Annotated in this window: 18 protein-coding genes; 7 read left to right on the forward strand and 11 right to left on the reverse strand. The window is 52.3% G+C overall.

Annotation, left to right across the window (positions count from 1 at the left end; all coding sequences use genetic code 11):
* Positions 1–148: 148 nt before the first annotated feature.
* The 7 genes from ABD920_RS14260 to ABD920_RS14290 all read right to left on the reverse strand — a co-directional run bounded on the left by ABD920_RS14260 (position 149) and on the right by ABD920_RS14290 (position 10,041).
* Positions 149–580 carry a fasciclin domain-containing protein gene (locus ABD920_RS14260; RefSeq protein WP_425568634.1) on the reverse strand — a complete coding sequence of 144 codons (432 nt, stop codon included), beginning with the start codon at positions 578–580 and terminating at the stop codon, positions 149–151.
* A gap of 928 nt (positions 581–1,508) precedes the next feature.
* A complete protein-coding gene (locus tag ABD920_RS14265; RefSeq protein ID WP_345159968.1) occupies positions 1,509–2,798 on the reverse strand; it encodes a serine hydrolase domain-containing protein in 1,290 nt (429 codons plus the stop codon).
* A gap of 525 nt (positions 2,799–3,323) precedes the next feature.
* A complete protein-coding gene (locus ABD920_RS14270; RefSeq protein ID WP_345159969.1) occupies positions 3,324–3,533 on the reverse strand; it encodes a hypothetical protein in 210 nt (69 codons plus the stop codon).
* A 139-nt stretch (positions 3,534–3,672) separates the two neighbouring features.
* Positions 3,673–4,446: a M15 family metallopeptidase gene (locus tag ABD920_RS14275; protein ID WP_345159970.1), complete on the reverse strand. Its 774-nt coding sequence runs from the start codon at positions 4,444–4,446 to the stop codon at positions 3,673–3,675.
* Between the two features lie 484 nt (positions 4,447–4,930).
* Positions 4,931–6,445, reverse strand: a complete 1,515-nt coding sequence (locus tag ABD920_RS14280; RefSeq protein ID WP_345159972.1) for a SpoVR family protein — start codon at positions 6,443–6,445, stop codon at positions 4,931–4,933.
* A gap of 235 nt (positions 6,446–6,680) precedes the next feature.
* Positions 6,681–7,949: a YeaH/YhbH family protein gene (locus tag ABD920_RS14285; protein ID WP_345159974.1), complete on the reverse strand. Its 1,269-nt coding sequence runs from the start codon at positions 7,947–7,949 to the stop codon at positions 6,681–6,683.
* A gap of 163 nt (positions 7,950–8,112) precedes the next feature.
* Positions 8,113–10,041 carry a PrkA family serine protein kinase gene (locus ABD920_RS14290; RefSeq protein WP_345159975.1) on the reverse strand — a complete coding sequence of 643 codons (1,929 nt, stop codon included), beginning with the start codon at positions 10,039–10,041 and terminating at the stop codon, positions 8,113–8,115.
* Between the two features lie 654 nt (positions 10,042–10,695).
* Between ABD920_RS14290 and ABD920_RS14295 the strand changes: the two genes are divergently transcribed.
* The gene (locus ABD920_RS14295; RefSeq protein ID WP_345159977.1) at positions 10,696–10,902 is read left to right on the forward strand and encodes a hypothetical protein; all 207 of its coding nucleotides are present in this window, start codon (positions 10,696–10,698) and stop codon (positions 10,900–10,902) included.
* A 369-nt stretch (positions 10,903–11,271) separates the two neighbouring features.
* Positions 11,272–12,531, forward strand: a complete 1,260-nt coding sequence (locus tag ABD920_RS14300) for an asparagine synthetase B (RefSeq protein WP_345160797.1) — start codon at positions 11,272–11,274, stop codon at positions 12,529–12,531.
* Between the two features lie 212 nt (positions 12,532–12,743).
* On the opposite strand, the gene ABD920_RS14305 is transcribed toward ABD920_RS14300, so the two are convergent.
* Positions 12,744–14,000 carry a metallophosphoesterase gene (locus tag ABD920_RS14305; RefSeq protein ID WP_345159978.1) on the reverse strand — a complete coding sequence of 419 codons (1,257 nt, stop codon included), beginning with the start codon at positions 13,998–14,000 and terminating at the stop codon, positions 12,744–12,746.
* A gap of 403 nt (positions 14,001–14,403) precedes the next feature.
* Between ABD920_RS14305 and ABD920_RS14310 the strand changes: the two genes are divergently transcribed.
* The 4 genes from ABD920_RS14310 to ABD920_RS14325 all read left to right on the forward strand — a co-directional run bounded on the left by ABD920_RS14310 (position 14,404) and on the right by ABD920_RS14325 (position 18,792).
* Positions 14,404–15,633 (forward strand): MFS transporter, encoded by a 1,230-nt coding sequence (locus tag ABD920_RS14310; RefSeq protein ID WP_345159979.1) that lies wholly within the window; start codon positions 14,404–14,406, stop codon positions 15,631–15,633.
* 484 nt (positions 15,634–16,117) lie between these two features.
* Entirely contained in the window at positions 16,118–17,119 is a 1,002-nt protein-coding gene (locus ABD920_RS14315) for an amidoligase family protein (protein ID WP_345159981.1), read from the forward strand.
* Positions 17,110–18,057 carry a gamma-glutamyl-gamma-aminobutyrate hydrolase family protein gene (locus ABD920_RS14320; RefSeq protein ID WP_345159983.1) on the forward strand — a complete coding sequence of 316 codons (948 nt, stop codon included), beginning with the start codon at positions 17,110–17,112 and terminating at the stop codon, positions 18,055–18,057. Before ABD920_RS14315 ends, ABD920_RS14320 begins: the two co-directional genes overlap by 10 nt.
* Positions 18,058–18,366: 309 nt before the next feature.
* Positions 18,367–18,792: a hypothetical protein gene (locus tag ABD920_RS14325; protein ID WP_345159984.1), complete on the forward strand. Its 426-nt coding sequence runs from the start codon at positions 18,367–18,369 to the stop codon at positions 18,790–18,792.
* Between the two features lie 568 nt (positions 18,793–19,360).
* Here ABD920_RS14325 and ABD920_RS14330 read toward each other — a convergent pair.
* Positions 19,361–19,828, reverse strand: coding sequence for an Hsp20/alpha crystallin family protein (locus ABD920_RS14330; protein WP_345159986.1), 468 nt, complete (start codon positions 19,826–19,828; stop codon positions 19,361–19,363).
* A gap of 334 nt (positions 19,829–20,162) precedes the next feature.
* A complete protein-coding gene (locus tag ABD920_RS14335; protein ID WP_345159987.1) occupies positions 20,163–21,167 on the reverse strand; it encodes a zinc-dependent alcohol dehydrogenase family protein in 1,005 nt (334 codons plus the stop codon).
* A gap of 313 nt (positions 21,168–21,480) precedes the next feature.
* On the opposite strand from ABD920_RS14335, the gene ftsH reads away from it, so the two are divergent.
* Positions 21,481–23,430 (forward strand): ATP-dependent zinc metalloprotease FtsH, encoded by a 1,950-nt coding sequence (gene ftsH / locus ABD920_RS14340; protein ID WP_345159988.1) that lies wholly within the window; start codon positions 21,481–21,483, stop codon positions 23,428–23,430.
* Between the two features lie 28 nt (positions 23,431–23,458).
* Here ftsH and ABD920_RS14345 read toward each other — a convergent pair whose 3' ends face one another.
* On the reverse strand, positions 23,459–24,955 hold the full coding sequence (locus ABD920_RS14345; RefSeq protein WP_345159990.1) for a trypsin-like peptidase domain-containing protein: 1,497 nt from the start codon (positions 24,953–24,955) through the stop codon (positions 23,459–23,461).
* Between the last annotated feature and the right edge of the window lie 32 nt (positions 24,956–24,987).

Consider the following 24,987-nt stretch of genomic DNA (forward strand, 5'->3'; position numbering starts at 1 on the left):
TCATTTAGCTATATAATCAGCAAGGCATATTCTAAACACTGTTGCTCCTTCCGCTGCTGCCTCCACTGGCTTCTGGATTTCAGGCATAAAAAAAGCAGCCAGGCAAAGGATGCCATGGCTGCTTTAGGGTAGGTCGTGTCAGTGAAATTTACATTCCGGTTGGCGGCAGCATTACTTTGTCAATAATGTGTACCACGCCATTCGAAGCTTCCACGTTCGGTGTGGTGACGGTGGCCTCATTCAGCATCACCTTATCCCCTTCCATCATCACGGTCAGTTCTTTGCCATTCAGTGTTTTCACCTTCATGCCATCCGACAGGTCTGCGGCCATCGCACTTCCCTCAGTTACGTGGTAAGTCAGAATGTCCACGAGCTGCTGCTTGTTCTCCGGCTTCAGAAGGTTGTCCAGGGTGCCGGCCGGGAGTGCTGCAAAGGCCTCATCCGTCGGGGCGAATACCGTATATGGCCCTGCACCCTGCATGGCTGTCACCAGGTCAGCCGCCTGCAGTGCCGTCACCAGCGTCGACAGGTTTGGGGTATTCGAGGCAAGCTCCACAATCGTGGGTGCTTCGGCGGTCATGGTCTCCTCTGTTGCCATGGCTTCTGTTTCTTCTGCCACAACTTCGGAACTTTCAGTCATTGGCTCGTTGCTATTGCATCCGAACATCAGGAAAGTGGCGCAGATAAAAATGCTTAAATTCTTCATAGTTGCTTTTTTAAATTTATGATTGGTTTTAAAGCTAACTACCCAACCTGCCTATTGTTCAGATAATCACTACCTAAGCTTTTGCTGCGCTGAAAATAAACCTGCCTTCGCCGCTCCGCTGCTATTAAAAAATTACAATTCAGAAAAAGGCTGTATGATCTGGCTGGCGAAGGAGGAGTTGGAACGGGAGTAATCAATTTATGTCCTTTTGCAGGATAATATTTTGCGATAGCCAATGGCCTGAGTACCCCGCCCTTTCCCGCTTATATGTCAACCTCGTGGTGCAGTGTTTATATATGGCTAAAGTGGGTGGAGGTAGCCACACGGCAAACGGCATTTATCCCTCGGATTATCCAGCGAACGCCCCGGAATGTTCTTGTGAATGATTCCCAGAACAGAACCTTTTTTACCGGGAAGCAGGATCTGAGCTAAATTTGGGAAACAGGTTGATACGGGTAGCGCATTTTCGCTGTGCAAATAAATGCGAATCACCCCTACCACACCTTGTTATTTAGAGGGCCCCTACCCCCAGGAGGGGAATTTGCGGCTATTTACTTAAACCTTAAAAAAAATTATACCCCATCAACTGCGTCCTGCGCATGAAGCTGTTCAACATACCCCACCCCTGCCCCTCCAGGGAGCGGAATCTGCGACAGGTTAGATATAATGCGCATAGACCAACTAATATTGGTATTTGGCTACAGAGGCAAATCAAACTTATTATATTGTATATATAGATCTGCGCTGGAGGCATGAAATGATACCTGTACCAGGTGCGGCGCCGGATAAACCATACAGGCCCTCAATCATCCACCGACTGGCCAACCAGCAAACGGAACTTCCAGCCGGTGTCATCCGATGTGGTGCCCTGTGTCTGCTTCATTAAGATCCCGATGATGTTTTCCTGGGGGTCTGCGAAATACTGCGTGTTGAAATAGCCTCCCCAGTCGAAGGTTCCCTGGCTGCCGTTCCCCCCTTTGTCCTGGCCCTGCTGCGTCTGCACACCGAAGGCAAGGCCATAGTGCCTGCCCGTCCCTTCCCACAGGTCGCCGATCTGGTTGCCCATCATCGACTGCACGGTTGTCCGGCTGAGGAACCGTTTTCCGTTCAACTCCCCGCCGTTCAGGTACATCTGCAGAAAGGTGGCATAGTCTTTTGCGGTGCTGGAAAGGCCTGCCCCGCCGGAGAAGAACTGCTTTGCCCCTTTTACCGGGTACTCCGGGTCATAAAACGTAACCGGGTACCGGCGCCATTTACCGTCCTCGGGCCGTTGCACCGACACCAGTCGCTTCGCTTTCGCGTCGGGTAGATAAAACCAGGTGTCGTTCATGCTGAGCGGCTCGAACAGGCGCTTCCTCAGAAAAACATCAAAGGGCATCCCGGACACTACCTCTACAAAGTAGCCCATTACATCGAGCCCCTCGCTGTAGGTGTACTTCTCCCCGGGGTTATGGTGCAACGGCAGGGCTGCCAGTTTCTTGACACTTTCCCCGATGCTGACAGGCTCCGTCGTGAACAGGTCTGTCACCCCAGCCTTATGATAGAGCATCTTGAAACGCTCGTCGCCGTCTATGGCCCCATAGCCCAATCCGGAGGTATGGGTCAGCAAATGCCGGATCGTGATCTCGCGGGCGGCGGGCACGGCGGTATAACTGGTGTCCTTGTACTGGAAAGATTTCAGGACCTGCGGGTTTTTGAACGCCGGAATGTATTTTGAAATGGGGTCGTCGAGCTGAAACTTCCCCTCCTCCCACAGCATCATCACGGCAGTGGCCGTGATGGCCTTGGTCTGGGAAGCGATCCGGAAGATATCATCCTTCTTCAGTTCCCGCCCCGACTCGTTATCCGCCAGGCCGAAGGCTTTGTGATACACTATTTTCCCGTTACGGGCTACCAGGGCTACTGCCCCCGGTACATCGCCCTCGGCAACAGCCTCCTGCAGCATCGCATCAATCCGCTGCAGGCGCTCAGGGGACATGCCCACCTTTTCCGGCGAGGCCTCCGACAGGGGCTTTGATTTTTGGGATGAATTCGTCTGCGCATTTGATGACATTGCAAAGGCTACCAGCAGCAGGATGTAAAGGTTCTTCATAGTAAAGCGTTACAAGATATGGTTTAGATACTCTTCGTCCCCGATTCTCTTCTTCCACAACAATATATAGATTTTTGATGGGATGCCACGCATCCCCGCTGGCGCTATTTCTTTGTTTTTGGGAAGGTTTTGTCACGCACCAGGTTCTTTTGAAGAATGCTTCTCTTCTTCTGAGCCTGTTCCTTTGCACTCAACCCATTTACTGTGCTGCCACTATTTGCCTTTTTTACAGCGCGAGCATAAAAGAACCTGCCGCCTCCTTACCGGCATACATGCCCGGCATGGAAGCGGCAGGTTGTGTCACGCTCTATTGAGCAGTGTAAACGCTACCCTCGTATCAAATGGTAAAGGCACCCTTTACGGTCGGCAATATTGTTCACCAGTGGCAGCTATAACATGTGTTTCCTCCTGCGTGTGCCGAGCAGAAACGCGGCATGTGCTGAGGTTTACGCGCGGTTGGTCGCAGCGCATTCCCCTGAACGCACTGGCAGTGGCCGTTCGACAATACCGTAAGCAGCAGGATACCTACTTTATCCTTTCCACAATCTGATTGCCGGACCCTACATCATACCGCTCCCCGATATCCAGGCTTGAGATCGCGTTCATGTCTTCCTGCTCGTACCCGTTCTGATCTGAAAAATAATCCTCTGACACTTCCTTTTCCCTGCTTTCGTAGGAATTGATGGCATGATCATCCCAATCGCCCCACCGGCATATATAAATCTTCTTGTCCATGGCTTCACCCCTTCAATTTTAAAAATACACGCATCCAAATTATCCTGTACCTGCACCCGGATCTGCTACCGTCACAGTCCGTGGTACGGCCACCTTACCAGTATATAGCTTTAAGCTGCAGTAATCGCAACATGCTGCCTCACCCCAGCCACGCCACTTCAAAATGCATCCCGTCGGACCGGGAGAAATGACCTCCCCAATAAAAGCCATTGCCGTTGGCGATGGAGACCAGTTCCCGCACAGAGCCCCGCTGCCCCACAAGTGCCGGCAGCATGCCCAGCCGGTTCCAATCATGATTGATGTCGAAGGCGGTGCCGAACGCATGGTTGCTCAGGATCCGGCTGCTGCCCCGGATAAAGCGCGGCGCATACGCTCCCTCCCAGGTCAGGACATGGTGCAGGAGCCCGGCCTGTTCCCATTGGTGCCAGAGCCGGATGAGCTGGCCGGCCGCAAGCCGGTGGAAGTAGACCGCTGCACTTCCTTTGATGCGGATGAGCTGCGGCACCTCTACCCGCACAATGTTCCGGGCGATCCAGCCATCCAACACTTCGATGTTTTCGGGGTTGCGTGGCAGCGGCAGCGGCCTGTAGCTGAAATACCCGAACATGGAGGCCCGCGCTTCGTGGCTCAGGAGCGGTCTGAAATCAGGCTTGGATGGCCAGTTTGCCCCCATCATCCCTTCCCGGTCATCGTTTAACAAATCAAACCCAAGCGTCATGGCGGTGCCGGCGGTTTTGTTGCCTACAATGCCGTCCGGCGCTAGCTGGTGCAGCCGTTGAAAAGCGATCGTCGCATGACTGGTCTTCTCCCCAAAAACACCGTCTGCCTCCCCTACTTCGAATTGGAGTCCTGTCAGGAAGTATTGCCACCGCCGGACATCGTCTCCCCTGTCTCCGAATTGCAGAACTTGCATATAAATATAAGTTTGATGATAGGATATAGAAACACCTACTACAAACTACGCGGCAGGCAGACACGGGTATATAGTCCAGGTTGTAAATCAACGATTTATATATACAAAAACCGGTTTAACTGGAAACAGGGGGAGAAAAATCCGTGAAAGGCGCTTCAGACAGGACAGGTTGTGCCTAAAGATTGCACGGCACGCTGCGGCAATAGGATATGATCTGACAGTTGTCCTGTCAACGGCAAAAGGGGTATGGAAGCGGCTACCATGGAGCCAGGCCCGGCATATAAAAAGCAGCCAGGCCTTCAATGCCGTGGCTGCTTCGAAACCTGGTGCAGGTATAGAAGATGATATCTATGCAATGAAGTCCCCCTCCGGAGGTAAGCCGCTTGAAGAAGGGTATATAGCACTGCCTTTCGCGTACCGGAACCTCGTGAATCAAGCGGCAAGCTTATATATATGCAGCCTATATATAAGCGAGTAGGCTCTCCTACTTCACCTCGTAGGTGCTTTCGTTTATGCCCAGCTTGTTCTTTGAATGAAGCTCCACCGGATAGCCCCACAGGTAGCGGATGTGCTCCAGCGTGTCGTAGGCGCTGTCGGGGTCCAGGCGGCGGTCTTTCTGTATATAGTGCGTCAGGTAGAGTTTGCTGGTCTGGTGCAGGTCTACTTTGGTTACCTGTATGTTGGGCACGTGCGCCGACCTGTCGTACTGCTGGCTGAGCTGCTCCCGCACCCTTTTGTAGCCGCGCTCGTTGTGAATCGCACCGATCTCATACTCCTTGTCAAACTCGTTGTCCACGATGGTAAACAGCTTCATGTCGCGGATTACCTTCGGAGAGAGGTACTGCAGGATAAAGCTGTCGTCCCGGAAGTTCTCCATCACATAATGCACCTGCTGCAGCCAGTCCTTCCCCACCAGGTTCGGGAACCAGGCGCGGTCCTCGGCAGTGGGCTCCTCGCACATCCGCTTGATGTCCATAAAAATGTTAAAGCCGAGGGTGTAGGGGTTCAGTCCGGAGTAGTACTTGCTTTTGTAGCCCGGCTGGAAGAGCACCCCGCTATGGCTCTTGATAAACTCCAGCATAAAACCGTCGTTCACATACCCCTCTTCAAACAGCTTGTTGATGATGTGGTAATGCGTGAAGGTGGCAAAGCCCTCGTTCATCACCTTGGTAGCACCCTGCGGGTAAAAGTACTGCGACACCTTCCGCACGATCCGGATGATCTCCCGCTTCCAGGCTGGCATGTTCGGGGCGTACTTTTCGATGAAGTACAGGATGTTCTCCTCGGGCTCTTTCGGGAATATTTCCTCTTCCCCAAAAAACGAGTCCGCTGCAGCGGGTGCTTTCGGCAGGGTCCGCCATATCTCGTTATAGTTCTCCCGCCTGATCTGCGTCAGCTTTTTCAGCCTTTCGTTTTCCTCCTTCGCTGATACCTTGGTTGGCTTTTTGTACTTGTCCACGCCGTGGTGCATCAGGGCATGGGCGGCGTCCAACACCGTCTCCACTTCCTCCTCGCCATACTCTTCCTCGCACTTCATGATAAAGTCACGCGCAAACACCATATAGTCGACAATGGAGTCTGCGGAAGTCCAGTCGAGGAACATGTAGTTGTTGGCGAAAAAAGCATTGTGGCCCTGGCAGGCATGGGCAATCACGAGCAGCATCATGCAGGTGGAGTTGTTCTCCATGTTGTAGCTGATGCAGGGGTTGGAATTGATCACGAGCTCGTAAGAAAGCCCCATGCGGCCCTTGGTGTAGTTGTTCTGGTTGAGCACGAAGTCTTTCCCGAATTTCCAGTGCGGGTAAGACGTGGGTAGGCCGGTGAGGGCGTAGGCATCGAGCATCTGCTCTGAAGTCACGATCTCGATCTGGTTTGGGTACGTCTTGAGCTTCAGGTACTCGCGGCCAATCCTGCTGATCACTTCGTCAGCCGCTTCCAGCGTTTCGTAATCCCAGTTGGGGTTGCAGAACATCGCCCTGTATTTCTCTTTATCCACCATGGCTGTTATATGTATTAGGGTGTTAGATAGTTGATATCAGGCTGCCCTCCGGTGCCGCAAGTTTAGCGCGCGCGCAACTGGTGGCATTCAGGAGGCAGGTTTGTAACTGGAGAATAATTCTGATCTATACTTTCGCCAGTTACAAACTGGCTGTAAGTCAAACCACCAGTTACCGCTGTGCTCAAACTGGCGGTATATACAGGGTATAGAAGGGCAATACCCGGTTTCTATCTGTTTATGCGCCCACCGCTTCGCTGCGCTTTTTAAACAGGCCCTGGAAGACCGGCCATATCTCGTACACTTCGTAGATGTGCCGGATCGAGAAGTTCTCATCGTTGCTGATCCGCTTGTAAGCCTGCCAGAGGTCGCCTTCCTTCGGCTTGTTGTTGATCTCGATGTAGGCCATATACTGGATGGCCGGCAGGATGCTTTCTTTCACCAGCTTTTTGCATTCCAGCGCATCCTGCTTCGACCAGACGTCCCCGTCTGAGGCCTGGCAGCAGTACACATTCCAGCTCTGGTCGTAGCGCGTCCGCATGATCTCTTCCATCAGTTTCAGGGAGGGAGCCACCACCGTGCCGCCGCTTTCCCGGGAGTTGAAGAATTCCTCCTCGCTCACCTCCTTCGCCTCGGTGTGGTGCCGGATAAAGACCAGCTCCACATTTTTATACTGCCTGGTGAGGAAGATATACAGGAGCGTGAAAAACCGCTTGGCGATGTCTTTCTCGTGGTAGCCCATAGAGGCCGACACGTCCATGATGCAGAACATCACGGCAGAGGTGATCGGAATCGGCACCCTTTCAAAATTGTTGTAGCGCAGGTCAATGTCCTCGAAAAAAGGGATCGTGTTCGCCTGTCTGCTTACCTTCTCTATTTCCAGCTCGAGGGCTGCCCGGGCCTCCGGGTCAGATGTGCCGGCCAGCCGCTCCTGCAGCACCTGCAGCTTTTTGTCGAACACCCCTTTCAGCGCCAGCTGCCGCCCCAGCGACTGCTGGTAGCTGGTTTTGATGTTTAACCGGGAAGGGACGCTGTCGCGGGTGTAGCCGGCCCGCTTCATCTCGATGTTCTCGGTACTCTCCATCAGCTTCTTCACCATGTTCGGGAGCGCCAGGTCATCGAAGAAATACTTCAGGAACTCTTCCCGCGACAGGATCACCGTGAACTCATCCTCGGTTACCTCCGGGCTGTTAGAACCTTTTCCGCCGCCCCCGCTCCCGGCGCCCTCCTTGGGTTTGGGTATCCGGTCGCCTTCGCTGAACTTGTCGTTCCCAGGCTTCACGATCTGCTTTTTGCCGGATGTGGGGTCATGGCGGAAGCTGGGCTCGTCCAGGCCGCGCACGGGCACTTTCACACTTCCCCCCGTATGGCTGTCCTTGATGCTTTCCTGGCTGATGATGTCGGGGATCGCCTTTTTGATCTGGCTCTCCACCCGCTTCAGAAACTTCTGCCGATTACCAGTAGACTTCCCTTTGTCGTTCTTTCTTCTATCAACAATATGGCTCATGAGTAAAGAGTTAAAAGTTAAGAGCTAACAGTTAAGAGTTAAGAGTTGTTGAATCATTCAAAACACCGGCTGGCATTTCGTTCAATGCTTAGATTCCGGTATATAAGAAGGTTAACCTAGAACGATCAATAAATAAACTTTCGACTTTTAACTCTTAACTAATTTACCCCATCGTCTTCCGCACGCGCATAAACCAATCCACCAGAATTCTGATCTGCTTGTCGGTATAGCCGCGGTCTTTCATCCGTTTGGTGAAGTCCTTGTGTTTCTTCTCATCCTCCTTGTTTGATTTCGCTGTGAAAGACACCACCGGCAGCAGATCTTCGGTATTGGTGAAGATCTTTTTCTCGATCACGTTCTTGATCTTCTCATAAGAATCCCAACGCGGGCTCTCTCCGCCGTGGTTGGCCTTATAGCGCAGCGTGAAGTTGGTCACCTCGGCCCGGAAATCCTTCGGATTGGCGATGCCGGCCGGCTTCTCTATTTTCTCCAGCTCCGCATTCAGAATGCTTCTGTCGAAGATCTCCCCCGAATCCGGGTCGCGGTAATCGTTGTTCTGCATCCAGTGGTCGGCGTATATCACGTACTTGTCAAAGATATTCTGCCCGTACGAGCTGTAAGACTCGATATAGGCTTTCTGGATCTCGTCAGCAATAAACTCGGCATACTTGCTGGCCAGCACCGATTTGATCAGGTGCAGGTACTTCGACTCGGTTTCCGGCGGCAGCATCATCTTGATCACCTCCTGCTCCAGTACATACAGCAAATGCACCGGGTTGGCGGCTATCTCCTCGCTGTCAAAGTTGAACACTTTGGAAAGGATCTTGAACGCAAACCTTGTGGAGATTCCCTGCATCCCCTCGTTGATGCCGGCATCATCACGGTACTCCTGGATGGACTTGGCATTGGGGTCGGTTTCGCGGAGGGTTTCGCCGTTATATACCCGCATCTTGGAGTAGATGGTGGAGTTCTCCGGCTCCTTCAGCCGCGACATCACCGAAAACTCAGCCAGCAGCTCAATGGTTTTAGGGGCGCAGGGAGCTGCCTTCAGGGAGCTTTCCCGGATGAGCTTCTCATATATCTTGATCTCCTCGCTCACGCGCAGGCAATACGGCACCTGCACCTTGTATATGCGGTCCAGAAAGGCCTCGTTCTTCTTGTCGTTCAGAAACTTAGACCACTCCGACTCGTTGGAGTGCGCCAGGATGATCCCGTCGAACGGAATAGCGCCTATGGGCTCAGTGCCTTTGTAGTTTTTCTCCTGGGTCGCGGTCAGCAGTGGGTTGAGTACTTTGATCGGGGCCTTGAACATCTCCACAAACTCCAGCAGGCCCTGGTTGGCCAGGCAAAGGCCACCGGTATAGGAATAGGCATCCGGGTCGCTTTGCTGGTATTCGGCCAGCTTCCGGATATCGACCTTGCCCACGAGCGTGGAGATATCCTGGTTGTTCTCGTCTCCGGGCTCCGTTTTGGAGATCGCGATCTGCTCCTGGATAGAGGGGTAAAGCATGATCACTTTAAAGCGGTTGATGTCCCCCCCGAACTCCCGCAGCCGCTTTGAGGCCCAGGGGCTCATGCAGCCCGGCACGTACCTGGACGGAATGTTGTACTCTTCTTCCAACTCGTCGGTATAATCGGCAAACAACCCCAGCGGGCTTTCAAACACCGGGCTCACCTCTTCACCTGCCTTCAGCACATAAATGGGGTGCTGCTGCATCAGGTGCTTCAGCTTCTCGGCCAACGAGCTCTTACCGCCTCCCACCGGGCCCATCAGGTACAGAATCTGTTTCTTTTCCTCCAGGCCCTGCGCCGAGTGCCTGAAGTAGGAAACGATCTGCTCCACGGTGCTCTCCATGCCGTAGAAGTCCCTGAAGGCCGGGTACACCTTGATTCTTTTGTTGGAGAAGATCCTGCTCAGCACCGGGTCCTGGCGCGTGTCCACGATTTCCGGCTCCCCGATGGCATCCAATATCCTCTCGGCGGGTTTGGCGTATGCTTTCGGGTTCTTCTTACACTCCTCGAGATAGGCAGCTACTGTCATCTCGTTCATTGAAGCACTATAATTTGTCTTGATCTTTTCTAAAATGTTCATAGGGTGTGTCTTTATAACATAGTCCGAATCATTTTACAACATGAAGCAAAAGCAGTGTTTCAAAATCTTACCTGGAATATAAGCTACTGCTCAGCTAAAATCTGCCCATAAGAAATGATGGTATATATAAATTGGTATCCTCAAAGCAATAACAGAAAGTGTGCCTGTTTAGTGTCTGGCGCTTTCGTAAGAGCCAAAAAATTCAGGGCTTCTGTCTACCTGTCCTTCCGCGCCGCTTGCCACATTCACTGTTGAGGCTACTTTCCAACAGCTGAATTAAAGTACTTAAACGAGAATAATAATGCTTTTACTATTACCCTCAAAGATATGATTACGCTTTTGCATCTCTTTAGAGCCAAGCATGCCCCGTGCAACCAAACCTATACATCCAATGTTAGCAAACATATAAGTTAAACAATTGCGGCATCAATTCAAAGACAATGCACCTGTACATTTGTTTTGATACGGCGGCTATTTCAGAAACAGAAATAAGATTTTTAAAATTCAAAATAGGTAATATTTTATAAATTTAGTTTACATAAAAATCACGGAGGCGTTTTTCCATTCGGGCTTGCTGCACAGGCGAAACAGCACAGGACGGAAACTTTTAGCTCCTGATTTACTTATAGGAAGTAGACACCAAATGTGAAAGCTATGGAAGACAATAAGAAAACCGCCGCTGAGGTAGAGAAAGAAGGCGCGAAAGTAACAGGAGACACCGAAGCGACAGCCAATGACGCCGGCAAGCCTGCACCTGAAGACAATAGCCGGAAGGGGCATGCCCCGGAAGAGGCGAACAAGAAGGAGAAAATGACAGGCTACAACGAGTTGCCTGAGCAAAGTAAAGTAGGCGGCGGATGATAACCATTCCCGTAAAATCAAAACCGAAAGAGCGCCTGCAGGGTGCTCTTTTTTGTTTCCGCAGCCGCAGCTTTGGGACCATGGCGACCAAACCCGACGCTTCAGAGAAAGCGGATCATATGCCGTTCTCCTTTAGATCATCTACCCTATCGATACTGGGCCAGGCTCTTCTAAGCTGCCCGAGCTGCAGGCTATACAGGAAGAAAACGAAAGCTAACTGAACAGCAGCTGCACCACGCCGACTGACAGCATACCATAAATTGCCTGCCCTGCCTGCAACATGCTGATACCCAATTAAAATACTTCCTATATAGAATGAAATTATGGATAGATTTTATATATTTATCCCGCTACCCTTTCTTCCGGAATATGAGCAAGCGACTATACATCAGCCTCGCCTTCGTACTGCTCCTCGCATTAGAAGCCACTGCCAACCAGGTGCTGGTGCCCATGGACGACGCACAGAAAAACCACCTGAAAGCCTATGGAGTGGCTTATTGGGTCCTGCAGCACCAGCAGGAAGTGGATTGGCTGCTTAACTACCGGGGCGGCAGCTTCGGTTTCGGCCAAACAGATCTCTTTGAGGAGGAGTTGCGGGCAAGAGGCGTCAGCTACACCTTACTGACGGACGCACAGTATAGTAGACTTCTGGAAGAAATAGCGGATCCGGACGTGAACATGGACGTGATGAAGTTGGAGAAGGTGCCAATGATTGCCGTGTACTCTCCCAAAACGCATCAGCCGTGGGATGACGCTGTGACGCTGGTGTTAAACTACGCCGAAATCCCCTACGACCATGTGTTTGATGAAGAGGTCCTGGCCAAAAAACTCCCCCGCTACGACTGGCTGCACCTGCACCACGAGGACTTTACCGGGCAGTACGGGAAGTCTGGCCGGCGTCACGGAGAATGGCTGATGAGCCAGCAGATGGAATCTGAGGGGGTGGCGCGCCGGTATGGCTACGAAAAGGTGTCGCAGATGAAACTGGGGGTGGTGAAAGAAATAAAGGCCTTTGTGGCTGGGGGCGGCTTTATGTTTGCCATGTGCTCGGCCACCGATACCTACGACATTGCTTTGGCCGCCAACGGTGTTGACATCGTTGATGAATTATATGATGGCGACGGAGTGGACCCGGAGGCACAGCAAAAGCTTGATTTCAGCCAAAGTCTGGCCTTCAAAGACTTTGAGGTATACCTGGGGCCTTACAGCCATGAGTTCTCCAGCATCGACAACGAGCGCCGCGAGCGCGGGCTGTACGAGGAAAACGATTTTTTCTCCCTGTTCACTTTCTCGGCCAAATGGGATCAGATCCCGAGCATGCTCACGCAGAACCACGAAAAGACCATCAGGGGGTTTATGGGGCAGACTACCGCCTTTAAGAAACAGCACGTGAAGTCGGCTGCCACCGTGATGGGCGCAACCGAGGAGGCTGGCGAGGTGCGTTACCTGAACGGCAGCATCGGCAATGGCACCTGGACCTTCTATGGTGGCCACGACCCGGAGGATTACTGGCATATGCCCGGTGAGGAGCCCACTGACCTGGCCCTGCACCCCAACTCCCCCGGCTACCGCCTCATCCTGAACAACATCCTGTTTCCCGCCGCCAAAAAGAAAAAACCAAAGACCTGAGCAGTAGAATGGATACAGGTTAGGGCCTGATGAACATTAATTATTCAGCTCTATATATCCAGAGAGCTTCCTTCGACACTTATAGTACGATCACTTGCATCCTGCGCACGAAGCTGCTTACAGCACCCACCCCTGCCCCTTCAAGAAGGAATCCGTAGAAAGCTAAATGTGATGCGCATGAATTAACTGATAATGGCATTAGCCGTCTCTCGTCACGCGTTCCCTTTACGTAGCTCCAGCACCGTGATCTCAGGCCATATCCCTACCCTGCCGGAGAACCCGATGAAGCCGAAGCCCCTGTTCACATACAGCAGCCTGTTGTTTTCCCTTGCCAGTCCAGCCCAGTTCTTGTAGCGGTACTTGGCGGGGCTCCACCTTACAAGCGGGGTTTCTACCCCGAACTGCATGCCATGCGTGTGCCCCGAAAGGGTTAGGTGCACGTGTGCGGGGTGTACTTTCACGATTTCGTCAAAATGCGACGGATCGTGCGAAAGCAGGACTTTGAATGCTTCAGGCTCCACTCCCAGCAGCGCTTTGTCTAGGTCGCCTTGCTGTATGAAGCCCGCCCCCCAGTTCTCCACCCCCAGCAAAGCGATTTTCGCGCCATCCTTTTCGATGGTAACATGCTCGTCCAGCAACAGGCGGAATCCCAACTGGTCGTGGTGCTGTTTCAGTTTCACAAAATTTGCCTCGCGTGCCGCCTCGCTCTCCCAGTCATGGTATAAACCATAATCGTGGTTGCCCAGGATCGAGAACTGGCCATGTGCAGCCTTGATCTGGCCAAAGGCCTTGATGAAAGGCTCAATCTCTGAAGCCATATCGTTCACAAGATCGCCGGTAAACACGAAAAGATCAGCGTTCTGCGCCCTCACCAGGTCTATGCCACGCTGCACGGCCGCTGCATCGCCAAAGCTGCCGGAGTGAATATCAGACAGCTGCGTGATCGTGAAACCGTCGAATGCTTCCGGCAGGTCATCGAAGTACAAGGTGTGGCGGTGTACCCTGTAATCGTATTTGCCCTTTGTGACGCCATACACAAACGAAACAAAGGGAATGGCGGATAGAGCTAGCGCCAACTGACTCATAAATTTGCGGCGGTGCGGCACCAGCGGCTTTTCGGCTGCCCCTCCTTTACCAGCACGCCTGATAAACCGGATCAGCGCGACTGCAGCGCGGGAAATGTCTTCAGCAAACAGCACCACCAGAAAAACCAGCTTTGTGACGAAGAAAGTCAGGAACGCGTTGATGAACCACTGGATCAGCGGCGTGGAACGGTCGGCAGAGAAACGAAAGTAGACAGAGATGCCAAAGCCGATGATCAGGCAGATAAAGAAAAACCAGTATGCCCAGCGTACCGCCATGCGTAGCCAGGCGGATTGCCATTTTGCTGTAAGCTGTTTTATTCCCTGGTATACATACCAGTCCATGAAGAGGGAGATGATCCCCAATAGTAAGATTATGCGTTGCATGCTGATTTTTTAAAGCGACTGTTGGGCTGCAGCTGTCGCACTGGAAATAGCAAACAGGCAGCTTCATCACAAACTGCTAACGGTGCAGCAGGGATATAGGATATACAGGCAAGCGCTATTTGACACACATCTGACAAGCGGTCATTTTGAAAGGCGCTCTAAATGAGGACACTCCTGTTCATTTTCTGCAATTATTTTCATATGAACGGAGTCCCGGCTATACTGCTTTGTTGGAATCAAACTTCAAGGTGGTATAGCTGAAACAACATATTCTTGAGGCTCCGTGTTTTGTAAAGTTACGGAGAAACACGTATTCTATTGCCGCAATCCTATTTAAACACTTTTTCCCCTGCGGCTGTTTCTGTACCCGTTGTTGCTTATATTGGCATTCTTATTCCTTTGCATGCAAAACCCCCATAACTCCGCCCCCGAACCTGAACTTACCCGTGCCACCCTTTGGCTGATGACCATCGGCTCGGGGTTGGTGGTGGCGAATATTTATTACAACCAGCCGCTGCTGGTGGAAATCGCCAAGACTTTCAACGTGACTGAGGCAGAGGCGGGCAATGTGGCTATGCTCACCCAGGTGGGCTACGCGATCGGGCTGCTGTTCATCATCCCGTTAGGAGATATGCTGCGGCGCAAGCGCCTGATCCTGTTTGATTTTGTGCTGATCATCCTATCGCTGCTGCTGGCTGCTTTCTCCACGAACATATATGTGCTGATGGCGGCCAGCCTGCTGGTTGGCGCCACCTCGGTGGTGCCGCAGCTGTTTTTGCCGATGGCCGCGCACCTGGCCCGGCCGGAGGCACGGGGCAAGGCGGTGGGCACCGTGATGAGCGGGCTGCTGATCGGCATCCTGTGCTCGCGCACGCTCAGCGGCTTTGTGGGGGCACACCTAGGCTGGCGGGCCATGTTCGTGATTGCGGCTGGCCTGATGCTGGTGCTCTGGGTGGTGCTGTATTACCTGCTACCGGAAGTGAACCCACACTTCAAGGGTAACTACCGCAGCCTGATGAAATCGTTGGTGCACCTGTTCCGGACCGAGCCGAAACTGCGGCTGGCCGCGGCGCGGGGGGCGCTCTCGTTCGCCTGCTTCGGTGGCTTCTGGACCACGCTGGTCTTTCTGCTGGAAGGGCCGCCTTTCTACGCCGGCAGCGATGTGGCCGGGGCATTCGGGCTTGTGGGGGCAGGCGGAGCGGTGATGGCCTCTGTCATGGGCAGGCTCAGCGACCGCTTCGATACCCGGTACATGCTCATGGCCACCATCTCCCTGCTCATCCTCGCTTACCTGGTGTTCGGCTTTTTCAGTTACAGCATGCTCGGCCTGGTGGTGGGCGTCATCCTGCTGGATGTGGGCCTGCAGGCGTCGCATATAGCAAACCAAACGCTCATTTTCTCTCTCAACCCCCAGGCCCGCAACCGCCTGAACACCGTCTATATGTTCATCTATTTTATGGGCGGCGCCATCGGCACCTTCATTGCCAGCCAGGCCTGGCATATATGGCGCTGGAACGGGGTGGTGGGCGTTGGACTTTTTTTCTCCTCCCTGGCGCTGGCTGTGCACGTGATCTTCTCCCGGACAGGAAGCCAGGAACCGGCAGAGCGCCCGAAAACAGTGAAGCAATTGTAGGTGCTAACCGCTGGCCCTGTGGTGACTATCATCCTTTGAAGTCTTTATCCTGAAAAAATAAACCATATCGGCTGTAGCAGATCGCATCTAAATAAATTGCACCTGATTTCACATTTTTTTAAACCTATGCACAAGAAGTGCCGTATATAAAAACGGCTAAAAGTTGAAAAGTAAAATTTTCAGAGAGAAGCGCCGGCTCCCGTTAAAGGAGCCGGCGCTTCTCTTTTTGGCTGTTTCCTCTACCCTCCATATATAAATCATAGAGCAACTGCCGGAAATCAACAGACCAATCTATTGCAACTACTTCCATCTCTCCCAACAGCTCAACCTTTTTACCGATTCCCTTGCTTTTTAGGTATGGCTCCGGAGCCCAAAACTGCTTTTCGAGCTAACGAAGCTTCCCTTCAACCTGCAACGCCTTTGTTTCTTTCACGTTTTACCGAGAAACAACCTGCCTTGCAGAAGGCAGCTAAACTGAAAACAAATGCAATTCAAACAACTGCCGGTGCTCCATAACGCCAATGGCGAGATCAGAAAAGTGGGACTAGAGTTGGAGTACGCCAACGTAAACATAGAAGACTCTGTGAGGATTATACAGCAGTTGTATGGCGGCAAAGAGCAGGTAAAGCACCGATTCTCCAGGGAGGTAACAGGCTCCAGAATCGGAGACTTCTCCGTGAAAATAGACCTGAAGCTGCTGAACGAGAAAACCTACAAAGAACCGCTCGACAAGCTGAACATCCATTTACAGGACATCCGCATCGGGGATGAAACGCTGGAGGACGAAGTGGAAGAGGTGCTGGAGCGGGTGGTGAACAAGGTCATCCCGTATGAGATCACGACGCCCCCTGTGCCTGCCACAGAACTCCGGCAGTTTGAAAAGCTGCGGCAGGCCCTGTACGAGCACCACGCCAAGGGAACGGAGGCTTTCATAACGAATGCTTTTGCCACCCACATCAACCCGGAGGTACCCGCCCCTGATGCCGAAACGATCCTGCGCTACCTGCGGGCATTCCTGTTGCTGTATCCCTGGCTGCTGGAGAAAGGGGAGACTGACTTCGCCCGCAAAATGACGGCCTTCATCAACCCCTTCCCGGATGAGTACGCAACGCTGATTTTACCCTCCTCCTACCAGCCCGATATAGATACGCTGATAGAAGACTACCACCGGCTGAACCCCGACCGGAACCGCCCCCTCGATATGTACCCATTCTTTGCAGCCGTGCGCGCAAATAAAATAAGTGCCTATACGGACCTTGGCAATGTGAAGGCAAGGGAGACATTCCACTACAGGCTGCCAAACAGCTGGGTTTCGAGGCCGGATTGGACGCTGGCGCAGGAGTGGAATAACTGGATAACAGTAGAAGAACTGGCCAATGACCCGGAGCGGCTGGCGGAGATGAGCCGTCGGTATCTCACGCTGAAGCAGGAAACGCTTCTTGGGTTTGCAGGTAAATGGACAAAAGAGACAGAAAAGTGGCTTTAATCAAAAAGAAATCTAAGATCAACCGTGACAGACCTACCATCGGCGTGACAGGCCCGGACAGAGGAGGCGGTGTAGCCTGGTTTTTCTCGGCGCTGGCCGTCTGGATAGCGGGCGGCAGGCCTGTGCGCATCACACCTGCCAGCCCCCGCACCGCCGATGGCCTGCAGGGGTTGATTGTCGGGGGCGGCGCCGATGTGGACCCCAGTACCTATCAGCAGGACAACGTGCTGGACGAATACCTCGCCCGGACCATTCAGCAACCCCGGAAAAACATTTTTCAACGGATTGGACGCTTCACCCGCTGGCTGTATTACCCCGCCCTGTTCTTTGCCCGGAAGCTTTTCAGCCGGAAGAAGGGCTGGAGCCTGGACCGGGAACGCGATCACCTCGAGTTTCAGCTGATTGACCAGGCGGTCAAGAAAAAGCTCCCCATCATGGGTATTTGCCGCGGTTCCCAGCTCCTGAACGTGTACTTCCGCGGCACCCTTTACCAGGACATCAACACTTTTTACCTGGAGGAGCCGAACCCGAGCAGCATTTTTCCTGTGAAGCGGGTGAACCTGAAACCGGGCAGCAGACTGGCCGGCGTGCTGGGGGTGGAGCACTTAAGAATAAACGCCCTGCATCACCAGGCAGTGAAAGATCCCGGGAAGGGCATCGAAATAGTAGCCCGTGAGCGAAATGGCGTGGTGCAGGGCATCGAGAGCGTGGAGGAGGAATACATAGTGGGCGTACAGTGGCACCCGGAGTACCTGCCCCAGCAAAAAGACCAGCGCCGCCTTTTCCGGGCGCTCGTGCAGCAGGCCCGGCAGGTGTACCACCAGATTGAAGACGATGATGTGCAGGAGGCACTGGCGAGCCCGAGGGCAGAGGCGCTGGAAGAACTCGAGCGGCAGGAAGAGGAGCTGCTCATGAGCGAGCTGAACAAAAACCTGTAGCAAATTCCCCTGCTGCTTGCTTTCTCGAGCGCATATATAGCCCGTTTATGGCGCTACTTTCTCAGCTATCTGCTTTGTTCTTGTTAAAGCAGGCTAACATCTGGCACTCCCTTACATGCAACAAGTCATATCACAGAGGTTAAGAAAGTAAAAAAACCGATTATTAATTCAACTTTGCCACGTATATAGAATAACAGCCTTGTCCTTGCATAGCTGGCTTCTGTCGCTCACCCGGAGATTCTAAGTTATTTACATTAAACCATATAGATTTGCTTTAAACACCCTGTTTGGCTTTTGCATAACCTAAATATGAGAAAAATGAAAAGTCTCAGTCCGGTAAATACTAATTATCTGCTTGAGGTAAGCCTCGCGGATTTACACAGAGAGAGCAGATCCTGGCTCTCTGACATAAATTTCTGGAGCGTTGAGATGGACTTCTACCAGCGGCTGCTTGAAAGAGTGGCGGGGAGAATAACCTCTGTGGAGGGCAAGAAAGGGATAGATCATTTCCAGAACCTGATCCTGTACTTTAAAGGTGAGTTATTAGACCAGTTTGAACATGATATCCGGGAGCATGAAAGGTACCTGGAAAGGCTGTTACAGAACAAATCCCCTTTTAATGAGCAGCTATACCGGGAAGTACACAAAAAGTACGAATATCAAATAAAGGCCTTCAACTACGACTTCAAACAGTACAGGAAAGATCTTTATAAGTTTACGGAAAGGTACCTCTAGAGGTAACGTTTAGCACTCCATCCTTTGAGGCGATAAAGTAGTACATCCAAAAGAGCTTCAACTCTGGAACCGTCATATTCTTTCTCGTGAAAAATTAACTGAGGGATATTAAAGGGGGGCAACTTCAGGATGCTTGATATATGGGGAACCACTTTATATGCTGAGACTTGATCAGGCTTTTTTCAACTGCCAGAACCATGAATATGCTTTCAGGAACTGCTTTTTTAATTAGCAGCAGAACCTGCTCAAGCATTCTATGAGTTTTTCAAAGGGCTGTATATAGATTAATTTATCCGTAAAGCGCATTCCTCTGCCTACAAAATTAGGTAGTGATAAAGAAGTAATGCTGGTTTAAAAATACAGCTACGGCTGCCCTCGCTCGCCTCTGGCGAGTGTGAGCTATAGGTCGGCCTCTGGCCGCTGAGCAACCATAACATAGAGTTAAACGAGGCGGGACGCCTCCTGATAACTCACACTCGCCAGAGGCGAGCGAGGGCATAGCATTACTTCTTTATCACTACCCAAAATTAAAAACCCGCGCCACTGATATGGCGCGGGTTATATTTTCTTATTGAATTTTTATCTTCTGCTTTGGTTTTTCCTGCTCCTGCTTCTTCGGTATTGTTAAGCTTAAAACACCGTCTTGGTATTGGGCTTTGATTTCCTCGGGCTTCACGTTCTCAGGCAGGTTGAAAGAGCGGCTGAAAGAGCTGTAGTTATACTCCCGTCTCTTGTAGTTCTCCTTCTCCTCTGTTTTATCTTCCTCTTTCTGGCTGCTGATGGTCAGCATGCCCTCCTCCATGTCGATGTTAAAGTCCTCCTTCTTCATGCCGGGCGCCGCCACCTCGATGAGGAACTCTTTCTCCTTATCGCGGATGTTAACTGACGGTACTTTACCTTCCATCTGCCTTTTCAGGTTCATGGGCATCAGGAAGAAATCGTTGTCGAACATACGATCAATGTCTGTAAAGAAGTCTGAAAACACAGAACGGGTGGGAGTTGAGACTCCGCCGTTTCTTTTCATCAAGTTTGCCATGGCTTTAACTAATTAAGGTTTAACATAAATTACTGATTATCTCTATACACAATAATAGCTATGTTTATAACATTACCTATTATTTATTAGAATAAACGAATCATAATTCTATTAGTTAAACCGGAAGGGTCCCAAATTAAGGAAAGTGACAACAATCAGTATATACCTTCTATTTCGATGACACTGGTCACTTTTAAAGGCCAAAGCAAGTGCATTGTGTGAAGAGGTGGAAAATGCAGGCGTGCAGTTAGGAGCATTTTCTGTTAGACAACCTGCCTTTGCAACTGCCTATACTGCTCGTGCCAGGGGTAGCAACTACAGTAAAAGCGTCTGTTCAATCCATCACCAGTACTGCTGCACCGGTTAGCCTGCCCTGTCGCAGGGCCTCCAGGGCCTCGTTGGCCTGCGACAGGTTGAAGGGTTGAATTTGCGTTTTAACAGGAACCTGGGGCGCAAGCTTCAGAAATTCCACACCGTCTTGGCGAGTGAGGTTGGCCACGGAGCGAAGCACCCTTTCCCCCCACAGGATATGGTAAGGAAAAGAGGGAATATCACTCATATGGATCCCTCCGCAAACCACTGTGCCGCCTTTGTCTACAGCGGCTAAAGCCTTAGGCACCAGTTGGCCTGCCGGCGCAAAAATAATGGCGGCATCCAGTTTACGGGGGGGCGCCTGTTCGGAATCTCCGGCCCACACTGCTCCAAGGCGCAGGGCGAACTGCTGCGCAGCCGCGTCCCCTTCCCGCGTGAAGGCATAGACTTCTATGCCCTGGTAAATGGCCAATTGGATAACTATATGCGCCGCCGCTCCGAAACCGTAGATGCCGAGGCTTTTAATGGCTTCCCCCGCCATCGTGTAGGAGCGGTAACCGATAAGGCCGGCGCAGAGCAACGGGGCAGTGGCGGGTCCGGCTGACGATGGAAGTGGGAAGCAATAGCGCTCATCCGCCAGCGTAAATTCTGCATAACCGCCGTTGAGGGTATATCCGGTAAAGAGGGCATTTTCACACAGGTTCTCTTTCTGGCGCAGGCAGTACCGGCACCGCCCGCACGTATAACCCAGCCAGGGAATACCGACCGCATCGCCTTCCCTCACAAGCTTCACCTCTGCCCCTGTGCTTACCACAGTCCCTACGATCTCGTGTCCCATGATGAGGGGCAGCTTCGGTTTGGGGAGTTCTCCGTCCAGCACATGCAGGTCGGTCCTGCACACGCCGCAGGAATTTACCTTCACAAGCACCTGCTGTGCAAATGGTGTTGGCACCGGAACGGTTTTATAGACAAGCGGCTGCCCCTGCCTCTCCAGCACCATTGCGTTCATTTCAAGCGGAATCTTCATCGCCTTAGAATTTTCAAATCTAACTTACATCCCTTTCATAGCTTTACCAGAGCGTCCTGCCAGCGCAGTGCCTTTTGCTCCAGCCGTATTTACCTATACGAGGGCATATCCTCTATATGATGATCTAAAACACTTAAAACGTGGTGGCCCAAAGTCCATACGCGGGCAGAAATATCTTTTCACCTGCATCAAGACGAAGGGTATATAGGTTGTATATTAAAATTATAAACTGATAGAGATCATTGCTTTAGGTAAAATAAAATCCATTCTTTAGAAGATATAGTAAAAAGAAGAACCACTTCATACTTCTACTTTGACTGAGACAACCCCTCCAAAAGACGGCAAAAACGAAAAACCCCAGATAACGGTACCTTCCATGCTGAGCTACCTGATGATCCTGGGCCTGATCCTTTTTTTTGCCATCTACAACGCGGACGTTTCTCCAGACCGGGAAACGTCCTGGCTGGAGGTGGAGAGGACCATGCTCAGCAAAAACGCAATCGAAAAAATCGAGGTTATCAATGGCGCAGAAGCCAATGTATACATCAAGGAAAAGTTTGCCGATACCGCTCCTTTCAAAGAAGTCATGAAACCCGGCAACGGTGAATCCGCTTTGCCCGGCCCCCATTATACTTTTACCATCGGCTCAGTGGAGACTTTTGAGCGGAAGCTGGAGGAAGCACAGCAAAACGTCCCGTCCGGGGAGCGGGTAGAAGTCATATACACCAACCATGAAAATTGGATCGGCACCGCGCTGGTGTGGCTGCTTCCTTTGTTTCTGTTCATATTCTTCTGGCGCTACCTGCTGCGCAGTGCAGGTGGTGCAGGCGGAAGCTCCGTCTTTAACTTCGGGAAATCCAAAGCGATGCTGTTCAACAAGGAGCAGAAGAGTAAAGTGACTTTCAAAGATGTGGCAGGATTGGATGAGGCTGCCATGGAAGTAAAGGAAGTCGTAGACTTTCTTCGAAATCCGGAGGATTACACCAAGCTGGGCGCCAAAATCCCGAAGGGGGTTATGATGGTAGGGCCTCCTGGAACTGGCAAAACGCTGCTGGCTAAAGCCATGGCCGGTGAGGCTGATGTGCCCTTTTTCTCCATGTCGGGCTCCGAGTTTGTAGAGATGTTCGTGGGGGTGGGGGCCTCGCGGGTACGGGACCTGTTCAGGCAGGCAAAGGAAAAAGCCCCATCCATCATTTTTATCGATGAGATAGACAGCATCGGACAGTCCCGGGGAAACAGGGCCTATTTCTCCGGCTCCAACGACGAGCGGGAAAGCACTTTGAACCAACTGCTGACCGAGCTGGACGGCTTTGAGACGAACAGCGGTGTGATCGTGCTGGCAGCCACCAACCGCGCCGACCTGCTGGACCCGGCGCTGCTGCGCCCCGGCCGGTTTGACAGGCACATCTACCTGGAACTACCGAACATCAGAGAGCGGGAAGCAATTTTCCAGGTCCACCTGCGCCCCCTTAAGATTGACCCATCCGTGGATGTGGCGTTTCTGGCTGGCCAGACGCCCGGGTTCTCCGGTGCCGACATAGCCAACGTATGCAACGAAGCCGCCCTGATTGCCGCCAGAAGGAAAAAGGACAGCATCAGCAGGCAGGATTTCCTGGACTCCCTTGACAGGATCGTGGCCGGGCTTGAAAGAAAAAGTAAAGTCATATCTCCGGAGGAGAAAAAGATCATCGCTTACCACGAGGCAGGGCACGCGGTTGTCAGCTGGCTGCTCACGCACGTAGACCCGTTGGTCAAGGTCTCTATCATCCCGAGGGGCAAGTCGCTGGGGGCTGCCTGGTATCTGCCGGAAGAGCATCAGTTAAAGTCTGCCACCGCCTTCACGGAGCACCTGAGCGCCATGCTCGCGGGCAGGGCCGCAGAGGAAATCACATTTGGCGAAGTGACCTCGGGCGCGCTGGACGACCTGGAGAAAGCCACCAAGGAAGCCTATATGATGGTGGCCTACTATGGCTTTGACAAGAGGATCGGCAACATCAGCTTCTATGACTCCACGGGAAAGCAGGACACCCGCCTCTCCAAACCATACAGCGAGGAAACCGGCAGGCTGATAGATGAGGAGGTAATCAAGCTGATAAGTGAAGCATATGCGAAGGCGAAGGAAATCCTGCAAAAAAACCAGGAGGCGCATGTGCGACTGGCCGAACTACTTTTGAAAAAAGAGGTGGTGTTCCAGGAAGACCTGGAAAGCATATTAGGCAAACGTCTGACTCCAGTGGCTAAAACAGTGCCGGACAGCCGCTAACTTATTTATGGATCCTGTTCAGCGGAGGTTACGTGCCGAGGGGGAAGCTGAAAATAAAACCCGTTCCATCAGGTGCAATGCCTTCGATACGAACCATTCCGCTTTGCGAAGCGCCGACGGCTTTGTCAACCTCTGAAAGCGTATTGACCGGTCTTCCGTTTATACTGGTGATGATGGTGCCTTTGGGTATGCCTGCCAGTTCAAAAAGGCCTCCCCTTGCCACCTCGGTTACATATACCCCTGCGCTCAAGCCGTATTGTTCCTTTATTCGGTCCGGTAGCGGTGCGAAGCTGGCACCAAGCTTCGCCTGTAGTCCTTTGGCTGCCCCGCTTTTGCCGGCTTTTTCCTTGTCCGAGTCCTCCCCTTTCAGCGTAACCTCCACTTCGCGGGTGCGACCCTCGCGCAAATAAGCGACCTGCACCTTGTCTCCTGGTTGATGGCGGGCAATTCTTTCTGCAAGTTCCGAGGAGGATAACACCCTTGCACCGTCTATACTTTTGATGATATCACCTTCCGCAAGGCCCGCCGCGGCGGCCCCGCTCTCAGGCTGCACGCCGAGCACGTACACTCCTTTCACTGCTGCAGGATCTATCCCCCGTTCCCTGAGTACCTGGTCTTCCACGGCGGGCACCGGAAAACTGATGCCCAGATACCCGCGCCTCACTTTTCCATACCGCCTGAAGTCACTCACCACCTTCTGCATCAGGTTCACGGGTATAGCAAACCCATAGCCGGCATAGCTTCCTGTTTGAGAGGCGATCGCCGCATTGATACCGATAAGTTGCCCATTCGTGTTCACCAAGGCACCGCCGCTGTTGCCGGAATTGATCGCGGCATCCGTTTGAATGAAGGACTCGATGGCTGTGCTGGAGGTAAGCTGTGATGGATCCGCAAAGGCGCCCTGGCTCGGGCGGTTCAAGATACCGATACTTCTGCCTTTGGCGCTCACTATTCCGGCCGTAACGGTAGAATTAAGCGAATAAGGGTATCCTACCGCCAACACCCATTCCCCCACCTGCACCGCATCGGAGTTGCCAAGAGGTACCACCGGGAACCCATCGCCATTCACCTTCACTAATGCAAGGTCAGTGTTCGGGTCCCTCCCGATTAATTTGGCTTCCAGGCTGCGTTTGTCAGGCAGAATGACTTCTATGGACGCGGCATTTTCGATCACATGGTTGTTGGTGACGATGTACCCGTCCGGTGTGATTAATACACCCGAACCGGAACCCCTGGCAAGTATCGGGGACTGACGTGCACCGAAAAGATCGTAGAAAGTGTCACTTGCTCCCTCAAACGTGGTCTTTATATGCACCACAGCAGGTATCACGGCCGCCGCGGCCTGCACAAAATCCGGGTTTCCTGCCGAGGATTTCGATGGGGTCTGGTCACTGACAAAGCTCACCTTCTGACCTTTCGCGAAGACGTCAATGCTTCTGCCCCTGTTATCCACATACCTGTACCCCGCAATGGCCAGTGCTGCTGAAAGCAAGGCAATGAATAAGACTAAACCAGCGCTTTTCATGCTTCCTGTGTTTCTTATATATCGAGCATCCA

The sequence above is a fragment of the Pontibacter saemangeumensis genome (assembly GCF_039541895.1).
In the GTDB taxonomy this organism is placed as follows: domain Bacteria; phylum Bacteroidota; class Bacteroidia; order Cytophagales; family Hymenobacteraceae; genus Pontibacter; species Pontibacter saemangeumensis.